We start from the raw sequence: 12,030 nt of genomic DNA, 5'->3' as shown, positions 1-12,030 counted from the left end.
GGGAACGAACCGAAAACCAGCCGGAGAAATACAAAACGCAGGGAACGAGGACACCGGTTGGTTGATGCCGCTGCCGGTGAGGGCGTGGCGGCGGGCCGGTGGTCAGTTGGTCGAGAACATGCCCGGGCGCGGTAGGCGCGGCATGCCTTGGTGGCCAGACCAATCTGCCATCCGGCAGTGGCCATCTTGACAGCCAGGCGAGCCAGCACCAGTCCTAGCACCAGCGCCAGTGCCAGTGCCCGCGCCCGCGCCCGCGCTCACACCAGTGCCCGCACCCGCCAGCCCAGAATGCGCACCTCGGGACCGCCGCGAGGTCAGCATCCTGAACCGGCGGCCGAACTTGCCGAGCCGCCGGTACCCAACCACTGGGCTTTGCCATTCTTCCGGTCGGTTTTCGGTTCGTTCCCCTCGGTCGCGTCGGCAGGGCTTCGCCTACAGTGCCGGTGGCCGGGGGTCAAGTTCGCGCTGCACAAAACCGCAGGTCAAATGCACGACCGCCGCGCGCGGACTTTACCCCCGGACACCGGTGCTGTACCCCCCGGGCTGACGACGCGACCGAGGGGAACGAACCGCACCACCCCACAAACCGCCACCGCTGAGACTCACCCAGCCACCCGAGGGAACCGCGCTAGTTTCCCTGAGGTTGCCGAGGCCCGCCGGAGGCCCGGCCCTTCACCACAGTTTTTGACCTTGCTCTTGACTGTGCCCTTGCTCTGCCTTGCTGGAGTTGAAGAGGCCTGAGGTGCGGCGGGGTTGTGAACGCGTGAACCGGCAGCCGAGACACAGACTCGCCGCCCCGAACCCCGAACCGGCACAACTATGACCGAAGGCCGTAAAAAGCTTTATAACCACAACCCAACCGCAACCCGGCTCGCAAACCCTAGCTCCAGCAAACTCCACCCGCCAACGGATCCCGCCCGCCGACCGGCACATCGCGAACCACGCCACGAACCAGGCCGCGGACTCCCGAGCAAAGCGCGAGCTCCCAGGCAAACGTTGCCCGACACGGCACTAGGCAACGACGATTCCACTGAGAAGGATGTCCAGCACTTGCCTTTGTTCGGCCTCTGACACGGTGAGCGCAGCCACACCGTGCGCGGCAGACCACACAGCCAGGCGGGTGGGGCGCGGCGCGCCGGCTACGCGGTCGGCGACCAGCTCGCGGGCGGCGGTCAGGCCGCCGTGGCAGGCCATGGCGAACAGGCCGGGGTGCTCGCGTGCGAACGACAAGTAGGCCTCGGCGATGGCGCGAGTGCGGTCCAGGGCCGACAGTTCGCCCTCGCCCTCACCCTCGCCCTCGCTCAACGCGACCGCCTCGTCCAGCCGCTCCGCGAGCAGGCGCAGCGCCTGGCGCTTCACCACGTCGAGGAGTTCCTCGACCGTGGTGAAGTGCCGGTAGACCGCGGCCGCCGTGATGCCGACGTGGCGGGCGGCGGCGCGCAGGGTCACCGTGGGCGGGCCGCCGGTGCGGGCCAGGTCGAAGGCGGCCTGGACGAGTGCGGCGCGGGCGTCGCCGTGGTGGTAGGTGTTCCGGTGCGGGGCCGTCACGGGATGTGGTCGCGCCAGTCGGCCGGGGCTTCCAGCCTGCGGTAGGAGCCGGCGTAGAAGAGCAGTGCGTCCTGGTCCGGGCCGCGGCCGACGGTGACGATCTCGCCCAGGAAGATCGAGTGGTCCCCGCCGTCGTACACGGCGGCCAGGGAGCACTCGAACCAGGCCAGGGCGTCCGGCAGGACCGGGGCTCCGGTGCGGGGGCCGGGGATGTGGTCCACGGCGTCGAACTCGGCCCGGCCGCGCGGCCGGTCGCGGTTCGCGAAGTGCCGGGCGACGCGTTCTTGCCGGTTGGACAGCACCGAGACCGCGAAGCCGCCGCTGTCCCTGATCGTCTCGTGCATCGAGGCGTCGCGCAGTACGCAGACCAGGACCATCGGCGGGTCCAGCGACACCGAGGTGAACGAGTTCGCGGTCATCCCGCGCGGCTCGGCGCCGCCGGAGGTCACCACGGTGATGCCGGTGGCGAAGCGGCCGAAGATCCGCCGCAGTTCCCGGGGGTCGGCGGCGGCGCCGGCCGGAACCGGCGCCGCCATTGGCTTGGCCATCGCCGCTCAGCTCCCCGCGGCCAGCACCCGGGTCGGTGCCTGGACGGCCGCCGGGCGGGTGCTCCGCAGCGTGTAGCGGCTCAGGGCCCGCCGAAGCGGCTCGGGCACCGGGGTCGGCCGGGTGTCGGTGTTCGGGCCGCGCATGCACGCCACCCGCTGCCGCCCCCGGGCCACCAGGTCCTCCAGCCCTTCGCGCAGCCGCACGTAGTCGAAGGCGAACTCGATTTGCGTCTGCGTCAGGTCCTCCAGCCGCATCCGGATCGACAGCTCGTCGAACGCGGTGATCTCGGACAGGAACTCGCAGTCCACCTTCAGCGTGAACAGCTTCAGGTCGGCCTGCACGTCCGCGATGACCTCCGGCGCGTGTTCGCGCAGGAACATCTCCCGGCAGCGCCCCTGCCAGCGCAGATAGTTGACGTAGTACACGTTGCCGACGAGGTTGGTCTCCTCGAAGCCGACCAGGTGCCGGTACTCGTAGTAGTCCTGGATGCCGTCGCCGCTCATTCCGCTTCACTCCCCTCGGCGGCCGCCTCGAGGGCGGCCGACACCGTGAACACCAGCGGTTCGCCGACGTCCCGCACCGTGGTGAGGAACGAGGCGATCCGCCGTCCGCCGCCGCGCAGAGCCGCCCACGGCCCGGAACCGGGAACCCCCTCGACGGTGTCCGCCGTCAGATCCGGCCGGGCCAGGCCGGCCTTCCTCAGGCACTCGATCGCGCCCCACACCCGCGTCGCGGCGACCGAGTAGTCCTCGTTCCGCTCCGCGGCGATCAGCCCGGCCAGCGCGGCGCCGTCGGCGCCGAGCAGATCGGTCCACTCGCTCATCCGACGGGTCGCGGCGACCTCGACGTCGCACTCCACCGGCCGCTCGCCGGCCAGTGCCGTCGAGAAGGTGAGTCCGGCTCCGTGTGCGGAGGACACCTGGAACCCGTCGAGCCACGGCATCCCGTCGGAACGGTGCCCGACTTCGACCCGCCGGCCCAGGGCCCAGCTCATCGCCCGGTCGGTGCGCTCGCGCCGGAGCGCGGTCTGCGAACCGTCGGCCTGGGAACTCTCAGAGGCCTCCGGGGCCGCCGCATCCGGTACCACTGCGGTGCGCAGTCCCGCCCGGCCGAAGACCGGTTCGACGTTGCGCTCCAGGTACGGCGTGAGCAACGCCGGCAGCCACGGCCCGGTCCCGTCCTGCTTGCGGACCGCCTGCAGGGTCAGACCGTCCCAGCGCTCTACCAGCACGCCGTCCAGGTCCCGGACTTCGATGTCGTAGATGTAGGTGTCGCCGTCGCGCGACCGCTCGGCCGCGTGCAGAGTCACCTCGGGCAAGGGCCGGGCCAGCTTCGGATCGGCCAGCCACAGCCGCTCGACGGAGGCCGGGAGCAAGGTGGCGTCCGGCACGCAGCACTGGATCGAGTGCATCAGCGCGTCCCGGGTACCGGGGTCGGCCAGGATGAGGTCGCCCGGGTGGAAGGACCCGAACCAGTCGTCCCGGGCCTGGTTCGAGATCGCCGCCACACACCCGCGGGCCTGGAGTTCGTGGTAGCCGAGCAGGCGCTGGAACCGGTCGCCCTGGAACAGCACCGGGCCGTAGAGCTCGGTCGCCGGATCCAGCGGGATCAGCGGCTCGGTGTCCCGGGCGCGCGGCCTCGGGTCGCCGACCGGCAGCGGCTGGTCGTAACGCAGCGTGGCGCGGAAGTGATCGGCCTGGAACCCGGTCTCGCTGGAGCGCAGCACCGCACGCACCGCGTCGGGACCGTCGGCGAGCACGGCCACCCGCAGCGTCGTACTGCCGTCCACCGGCACCACGATCGGCCGCAGGAACTCCACCTCGTTCAGCGTCGGCGCGCCGTCGTGCCCGGTCAGCGCCCCGGCCGCCTGCGACATCGCCTCCATTCCCAGCACCGCCGGGAACAGCAGGTCACCGTCGAGCAGGTGGTCGCCCAGATACAGGTCGGCTGAGGGCGACAGGTCGGCGTCGACCACCAGCTCCACCCCGGGGTAGAACACCCGCGGACGCTCCAGGAACCGGCCCAGCGGCAGCTCCCGCCGCTCCATCGTGATCGTCGGCAGGCCCTCGGCCCGACCGGCGACCACGACGGTGCCGGGGGTGGACGGATCGGCCAGCAGGGCCTTGAGGATCCCGACGCCCTCGGCGACCGGGATCGGCGAGATGCCCTCGCGCATCAAGGCCTCCAGCACCCCGAGCTTGTCGCCCATCCCGGCACCGGACCACACCGACCACTCCAGCGCGACGCACCGGCACTCCGGATGGTCGGCGCCGAACCGGTGCGTCAGGTCGGTCAGCCAGTCGTTGGCGGTGGCGTAGTCGCCCTCGCCGCGCAGACCGGCCCGGCCGATGATGCTGCCGAAGGTGACCAGCAGCTTCAGCGGGTCGGACCCGACGGCGGTCAGCACCGTGCGCAGACCGTCCAGCTTCGGTGCCAGCGTGCGGCGGAACGTCGACTCGTCCAGATCCACCAGCGAGCGCGGCTCGTTGCGGCCGGCGCCGTGCAGGATCGCGGTCACCGGGCCGAGCGTGCGCCGGACCCGGTCCAGCGCCTCCTTGACCTCGTCGGCGGCGGTGACGTCGGCCCGCACGTACTGGAAGGCGATCCCCTGCGCCCGCATCCGCTCCAGGTTCATCGCCAGCTCCGGGTCCTTCGCCGGATCCGAACGGCCCATCAGCGCCAGCGCCGCGCCGCTGTCCTGGGCCAGGCCCAGCGCCGCCTCGGCGGTGATGCCCTTGCCGCCGCCGGTCACCAGCAGCACGTCGTCGGCCGTCAGGACGTCGCCGAGCCCTGCTGCGCCGGCCGCCGTCGTCGGCAGCGGACGCAGGATCGGGACCGTCCGGGTACCGTCCCGCTCGTAGCAGACCTCTGCGAAGCCGCTGGTGTCGGCGGCGTCCGCGGTGATCCGGGCGACCACCTGGGCGACGTAGTCCGGCGGCACCGTGTCCGGACCGGCCATGGCGACCACGGTCGTGGTCACCGCCGGAGCCTCCAGGTGCAGCGTCTTGGCGATGCCCGCCGCGCCTCGGCGCCCGCCGACCGTGACGAACCGCATCGGCTCGCCGCGCACCCGGGACAGCGCCGCCCGGACCGCGCTGATCATGAGATCGGCGTGGTCCTCGTGCGCCTCGTCGGGCAGGCACAGCAGCACACCGGCGCCGATCCCGGCGACGGACAGCGCGGCGCGCAACGGCTCGGACAGCGCGTGGCCGCCGGTGGCGAACACCTCCCACTCGGCCGCCGGATGGCGCACTACCGCCGGCGGAGCCGGAGGCGTGGAGACCAGGTCGATAGCGTAGGCGCGGACCCACGGATCGACACCGGCGATCTGCTCGGCCGCTCCGTCGTCGGCGAGCGCCGTGGCGGCCAGGCCGTCGAGCATCTCGGCCAGCTCGGTCAGGGTCGAGGTGGCGTAGGCGGAGGTCGCCAGCACCGCGGTCACCCCGAGCTCCCTGGCCGCCTGGGTGACGATCTGGCCGACCGTGATCGAGCTCAGGTGCAGCTCGTCGATCGGGTTGCTGTCCGGGCTCACGGCCTCCGGCGGCAGCTCGGCCCGCTCGGCGGCCAGCCGCAGCAGCACGGTCAGCGCGTCCTGCGAGCCGGCACCGGACGCCGCGTCAGCCGAAGACGCCTCAGCCGAGGCCGCCGCACCGGGCTGACCGCTCTGACCGCTTTGCGGGGCGGGCGCGGCCGGACCCGCCAGGGCCGCCTTGACGACCGCGAAGTCGCCCTGGGGTGCGGCCTCGGCGGGGCTGGCCAGGAACACGAACTCCTTGTCCAGCGGCAGCGGCTTGACGTACCGGTCCCGGAACAGCTCGCTGTGCTGGACCGGAGCGCCCAGCACATATGCCATGGCAACGGCGTGGAAGAGCCCTGCCAGCGACATGCTGTCGGACTCGATCGACACCGTCGGCACCGCCGGGACGATCTCGGTGGCCAGGTTGCGCAGGATCCGTCCCGGACCGACCTCGATGAAGGCGTCGCAGTCCCGGGCCAGCGCGGCCACGGCGTCGTGGAAGCGCACCGGGGCCAGTATCTGGCTGCTGAGCAGGGTGGCCACGTCGGTGTCGGCGGGCAGCGGCGCACCGGTCACCGTGGAGACCACCGTGCGGTCCAGCGGACGGAAGTCCTGCGCCGCCAGGTGCTGCCCGAACAGCTCGGCGGCCGGTGCGACCGCGGCGGAGTGGAACGCGTGCGACACGGAAACCCGGGTCGCGCTCAGACCGCGCGCCTGGGCCCGCTCCATGACCGATTCCACGGCCTGGACCGGACCGCTCACCACGGTCTGGGTCGGGCTGTTGTATCCGGCGATGACCACCGGCTCGGCGTAGAGCAGGGCATTGACCTCCGCGGCGGAGGCGGCTACCGAGGCCATCGCGCCGCCGCCGGAGGACGTCTCGTCCATCACCCGGCCGCGTTCGGCGGCCAGGGCCAGCACCGCCTCCTCGGACATCACCCCGGCCCAGTGCAGCGCCGTCAGCTCGCCGAGGCTGTGCCCGGCAGCGCCGGACGCCGTGATCCCGAGCGCCGAGAGCACCCGGATCGCGGCCACGGAACCGGCAACGATGCGCGGCTGGGCGACCGAGGTCGCGACCTGGTCGCCGCCGGCGGGCAGGGCCAGGTCCCGGTAGAGCTCGTCCACGGCCGTGAACCGGCGCCGCAGCGCACCGCCGTCCGCGCGGCGCCCGGCACCCTGGCCGGGGAACAGGAAGCCCAGCCGCGGCAGTCGGCCGGCCGCCCCCAGGAACACCCCGCCGGCCTGGTCCAGCACCTGGCGGGCGCCGGAGTCCAGCAGCGACAGCAGTCGGCCCAGCCGTTCCTCGGCCTGCTCGGGCGAGCGGGCCACGATCGCCGCGCGCAACGGCAGATCGGTCAGCTCCCCGGACAACGTGGCAGCCAGGTCGCCGAGTTCGGCGAACGACAGCTTAGTGACGAAGCCCGCCAGCTGCGCCACCCGCCCGCGCAGTTCGGCGACGCCGACCGCGTCCAGCAGCAGGATCTCGCAGTCCTGACGGGAGCGGACCAGCTGGGTGGTGGTCTTACCGATGCCGCGGCGGCGGACGCCGTCGGCGTGCTCCACGATCAGGTGCGCGTTGATGCCGCCGAAGCCCATCGAGGACACGCCGGCGCGGATCGGCGCGCCTTCCGGCCACATCTCGGCGTGGTCGGGCACGTGCAGCATCGCGTCCTCGGCCAGCAGCACCGGATGCGGGTCGTAGTGTCCGGTGGCCGGCGGGATCACCTGGTGCCGCACCGCCAGGATCGCCTTGATCAGCCCGGCGACGCCGGCGGCGCCCTTGGTGTGGCCGAAGTTGCCCTTCACGGTGCTGATCGCCGCGGTTCCGGCCGCCGCGCCGGCGGCGTCGCGCCGGGCACCGCTGATCGCCTCCAGCTCGGTGGCGTCACCGACGGCGGTACCGGTGCCGTGGCCCTCGAAGTAGCGGACCGTCTCCACCCCGAACCCGGCGCCGGAATAGGCCCGGCTGATGGCGCGCCGGTGGCCGGAGGCTTCCGGGCGGGTGATCCCGCCCTTGCCGTCAGAGCTCTGACCCCAGCCGGCGATGGTCGCGTACCGGAACTTGCCTTGGCGCACCGCGTCCTCGTCGCGCATCAGTACCAACATCCCGCAGCCCTCGCCGGGCCAGAAACCGTTGGAGTCCTTGTCGTAGACCTTCATCTCCGACTTGGCCAGGGCCCCGGTCTTGGCGAACCCGATCACCTCGAACGGATCGATGCTCAGGTCCACCCCGCCGGCCACCGCCGCGTCGATCTGCCCGGCGGCCAGCGCGTTGCAGACGGTGGCCACCGACAGCAGCGAGGAGGAGCAGGCGCCGTCGACGGTGTAGCCGCCGCCGCCGAAGTCGAAGTAGTTGCAGATCCGGCCGGAGATGGTGTTCGCCAGGCCGCCGGCCAGCGAGTCCTCGTCGATCGGCGGGAACGGCGCCTTGTAGCGGACCTCCAGCGCGGTCAGGAACTCGCCGAGCGCGGCGTCGTCCCAGCCCTGCTCCCGCAGCGCCGCGCCGACCGTGCGCTCGACGTACGGCCAGCGCAGCCGCAGCAGATTGGCCCGGCTGAACTCACCGGTGAGGGTGTTGCCTATGACCACGCCGGTGTTCTGCCGCGGCAGGCCTTCGCCCGCCGGGAACCCCGCGTCGTCCAAAGCCCGCGCCACCGTGTCCAGCGCCAGCCAGTGCGTCATGTCCGTGGACCGGAACGTGCTGCCGCCGATGCGGTAGCCGACCCGGTCGAAGTCGAACCCTTCCAGGACCGCGGCCATCTTCGAGTAGTGCCGATCCGGTGCGGCCGGATCGGGCGAGTAATAGTCCTCAGCCCGCATCCGCTCGTCCGGCAGCCGCCGGAAAGCCCGGCGGCCGGCCAGCACGTTGCGCCACAGCTCGTCCGGGGACGCCGCGTCGGGATACCGCAAGGCGATCCCGACCACGGCGATCCCGGTGTCGGTGGTGCCGATTCCGGTGCCGCTCACCTCGCCACCTCCCCGGTGATCCGGTCCGCCGCGGCGTGCTGTTCGTTCGGCAACACCGTGATCTCCCTCCATGGGCGTGAATGTGTCGATGATTCGGAAGTATTCGGCCGCCGGAGCGGCGGTTGCTTCTCCAGCCGTGCCCAAGGCAGAAGGCTGCGAAGGTCCGGGCGCGGGCACAGCAATTTGGAAGAAGGAACGCCCCGGAGCCCGCGCAGACCATGAGGCCTCGTCCGTCGGGTTCGACACCAGGGAGGCTCCATGCCGTCCACGTCCATCCCCGCCGCCCCGCTGGGCGGCCACAGCCTGCTCGTCCTCATCGTCACGGCCGGCGCCTTGCTGCTGCTGGCCGTGCTGCTGGGCCGCCTGGCCGCGCGCTTCGGCCTGCCGGCGGTGTGCGGCGAGCTGTGCGCGGGGCTCGTCCTCGGGCCCTCGCTGCTGGGCCACACCGTTCCCCGCCTCTACCACTGGCTGTTCCCGCCCCAGGCCGAGCAGGTGCATCTGCTCGACGGCGTCGCCCAGTTCGGCGTGCTGCTGCTGGTCGGGCTGACCGGCGTCGACATCGACCTGCACCTGGTGCGCCGGCGCGGCCGGGTCGCGCTGTGGGTGGCCGGGTTCGGCCTGGCGCTGCCGCTGGCGATGGGCGTCGCGGCCGGCCGGCTGGCCCCGGCCTCGCTGCTCGGCCACGGCGCCGACCGCACCGACTTCGCGCTGTTCGCCGGGGTCGCGATGTGTGTCAGCGCCCTGCCGGTGATCGCCAAGACCCTGGACGACATGGGTCTGCTGCACCGCGACTTCGGCCAGCTCACGATCGCCGCCGGGGTGGCCGACGACGTCGCCGGCTGGCTGCTGCTCTCGGTGGTCTCGGCGATGGCGGCGGCCGGCGCCCACCACTTCCCGTGGCAGTCGATGGTGTGGCTGGCGGTGATCGTGCTCGGCGCGGTGACGATCGGGCGGGCGCTGGCCGCGCGGGTGATCGGGCGCGCCGGGCGCGGCTCGGCGCCGGGTCCGGTGGTGGCGACCGTGGTGGCGGTGTTCCTGGGCTGCGCGGCCGCCTCGCAGGCCGCCGGTCTGGAGGCCTCGTTCGGGGCGTTCGTCGGCGGCCTGGTGGTCGGCACCGCGGCCGAGGCCGACCTGCGCTGGCTGGCACCGCTGCGGACGGTCGTGGCCTCGGTCCTGGCCCCGCTGTTCTTCGCCACCGCCGCGCTGCGCATGGACCTGGGAGTGCTGCGGCACCCGGCGGTCCTGGCCGCCGCGATCGTGGCGATCGCCATCGCCGCGGTGGGCAAGTTCGCCGGAGCCTTCCTCGGCGGGGTGACCGCGAAGCTGGACCGCTGGGAGTCGCTGGCCCTGGGCGCCGGGATGAACGCCCGCGGCGTCATCCAGATCATCGTGGCCACGGTAGGGCTGCGGATCGGGGTGCTGAACACCGACTCCTACACCATCGTGGTGCTGGTCGCGGTCACCACCTCACTCATGGCGCCGCCGATCCTGCGCCTGGCCGAGGCGCGGATCGGCGGCACCCCGGCGGAGGAGGAACGCAGGGTCAGGCTCGCCGCTATGCGGTGACCTCCGCTGTCGGCTCGGCCGGCTCGCTGTCCGGCACAGCGAGCTCGGCCGCCGGCGGGATCGCCGGCCAGAGCCGGCCGTGGGCACTCATCGCCGGCGGCAGATGGCGCCAGTCCTGGTTGTCGGCGAACAGGATGTCGCGGATGCCGCTGCGGCCGCGGCGCTGTCCCTCGCGCCGGCTCTCCAGCGCCCACTTGAAGGCCTCGCGCGCATAGGTGCGCAGCGGGAAAGTGCAGTTCTCCTTCCACGCCGCGGTGCCGTGCCGGCGGTACCAGGTGACGTGGCGCGCGCCGGACAGCAGCGTGAACGTCGCGGTGGCGCCCTGCTCCGGCTTGCCGAAGCCCATGTACTTCGGCACGAAGTCCAGGTCCCCCAACCGGGCGAATATGCGGCGCCCGGCCTCGGCGTGCGTGATCTCGCCGCGGGTGGCGGCCTCGATCTCGTCCTGCGAGCCGCGCATCGTGGCGACCACGTTGGGCAGGTGGCTGCCCAGCACGCCGATCCGGCCGGGCTCGGTGGTCTTCGCCAGGTGCGAGGGGTCGCCGGATTGCAGGTAGCGGATCAGCAGGGACAGCGGGCCGAACGCGCCGAGCATGTTGCCCAGGGCCCAGTTGCGGTTCCAGGCGTTCCAGGTGTCGTAGCTGGCGAAGGAGTCGAAGGCCCCTGAGACGATCATGTCGTAGTGGTCGAATCCGGTGTTCACCACGTCCTCGACGAACTGGAACCGCTCGGTGGCGAAGTCGTCGTCCTGGACCGCCCGCAACAGCCGCTCGGCGATCAGGTCGACGGCCACGGTCAGCACCGACATGCCGGAGGAGAACAGCGGGTCGACGAACGCCGCGGCGTGCGGCAGCTGGAGCACGCGCGGTCCGAGCAGGTGCGGCGAGGAGTACTGCAGGCGCCCGGAGCCGATCCAGGGCCGGGCCGCGACGGCACCGTCGAAGTGCCGCCGGATGGTCGGGAACCGGGCGATGACGCTGCGGAACTCCTCCTCCGGCGGCCCCTGCGGATCAGGGTGCTTACGGCGGTCGAGCATCATGCCGACGCTGGTGAGCGGGTTGGTCGCCTGCCGGTGGTTGTTGAACGGGATGACCCAGATCCAGCCGCCGTCGAAGATGTGGTGCATGGTGGCCTGGCCCAGCGGCGAGGGCACGCCGCGGTGCTGCGGGTCCGACAGCAGCAGGTCGGCGCTGGGGACGTTCATCATGTGCGTGTAGAGCGTGCGGGTGTCGGTCTTGAAGCGCGGCGTCTCGTCGCGCAGCCCCAGCTGGTCGGAGACCATGGAGCGCATCCCGGAGGCGTCGATGAGGAACTTGGCCTTGAAGCTGACGCCGCCGGCGGCGTGCAGTTCCACCTCGTCCTCGCCGAACTTGATGTCCTCGATCCGGGTCCCCTGACGGAAGGTGGCGCCGTACTGGATCGACAGCGCCGCCAGGTAGGCGTCCACGTCCTGGCGGAACAGGTGCGAGTCCGGACCGATCGGCGGGGTGAGCGTCGGCAGCTGGTTCACCTCGCCGGCCCGGTGCTCCCGTCCTTCGCTGTGGTACATGAAACTGAAGGAGCGCTTCACGCCGCAGTTGCTGCTCACGTTGTCGCGCAGCTTGTGGAACGCGCCGATCCAGCCGATCTCCGGCACCCCGTACTTCTCGCCGATGATCCGCAGCCGGATCCCGGTCTCCGGGATGAGGGACTCGCCGATGGTGAACCGGGGGTGGGTCGCGCCCTCCAGAAGCAGGGTCCTGACACCGTGCCGGGCCAGGATGCACGCCAGCATGGAACCGCCGATCCCCGATCCGAGGATGGCCACGTCATAACGGTCGTCGGTCACGGATACCTCAACCTCACTGTGCGGGAGACGGCAGGGACGCCTGCGGCGGGCCCTC

At 72.1% G+C, this 12,030-nt stretch carries 6 protein-coding genes; 1 reads left to right on the top strand and 5 read right to left on the bottom strand.

Going from position 1 to position 12,030, the window contains the following annotated elements; translation table 11 throughout:
• Positions 1-1,011 precede the first annotated feature (1,011 nt).
• From KGQ19_RS28440 to KGQ19_RS28425, 4 genes are read right to left on the bottom strand one after another with little or no spacing between them, the layout of a single operon-like run.
• Positions 1,012-1,548, bottom strand: a complete 537-nt coding sequence (locus KGQ19_RS28440) for a TetR/AcrR family transcriptional regulator (protein ID WP_212014382.1) — start codon at positions 1,546-1,548, stop codon at positions 1,012-1,014.
• Positions 1,545-2,096, bottom strand: a complete 552-nt coding sequence (locus KGQ19_RS28435; RefSeq protein ID WP_212014381.1) for a flavin reductase family protein — start codon at positions 2,094-2,096, stop codon at positions 1,545-1,547. Before KGQ19_RS28435 ends, KGQ19_RS28440 begins: the two co-directional genes overlap by 4 nt.
• Before the next feature lie 6 nt (positions 2,097-2,102).
• A complete protein-coding gene (locus tag KGQ19_RS28430; protein WP_368862174.1) occupies positions 2,103-2,585 on the bottom strand; it encodes an acyl-CoA thioesterase in 483 nt (160 codons plus the stop codon).
• 11 nt (positions 2,586-2,596) lie between these two features.
• Positions 2,597-8,581 (bottom strand): type I polyketide synthase, encoded by a 5,985-nt coding sequence (locus KGQ19_RS28425; RefSeq protein ID WP_307856537.1) that lies wholly within the window; start codon positions 8,579-8,581, stop codon positions 2,597-2,599.
• 258 nt (positions 8,582-8,839) lie between these two features.
• Here KGQ19_RS28425 and KGQ19_RS28420 point away from each other — a divergent pair, with 258 nt between their 5' ends.
• Entirely contained in the window at positions 8,840-10,147 is a 1,308-nt protein-coding gene (locus KGQ19_RS28420) for a cation:proton antiporter (RefSeq protein ID WP_212014371.1), read from the top strand.
• Here KGQ19_RS28420 and KGQ19_RS28415 read toward each other — a convergent pair.
• Positions 10,137-11,975, bottom strand: coding sequence for an NAD(P)/FAD-dependent oxidoreductase (locus KGQ19_RS28415; RefSeq protein WP_212014355.1), 1,839 nt, complete (start codon positions 11,973-11,975; stop codon positions 10,137-10,139). The two genes, KGQ19_RS28420 and KGQ19_RS28415, sit on opposite strands and share 11 nt — an antisense overlap.
• Positions 11,976-12,030 lie beyond the last annotated feature (55 nt).

This window comes from Catenulispora pinistramenti (assembly GCF_018274385.1).
In the GTDB taxonomy this organism is placed as follows: Bacteria; Actinomycetota; Actinomycetes; order Streptomycetales; family Catenulisporaceae; genus Catenulispora; species Catenulispora pinistramenti.
The sequence above is the reverse complement of the archived record's forward strand: the minus strand, read 5'-3'. Positions and strand labels throughout refer to the sequence as shown.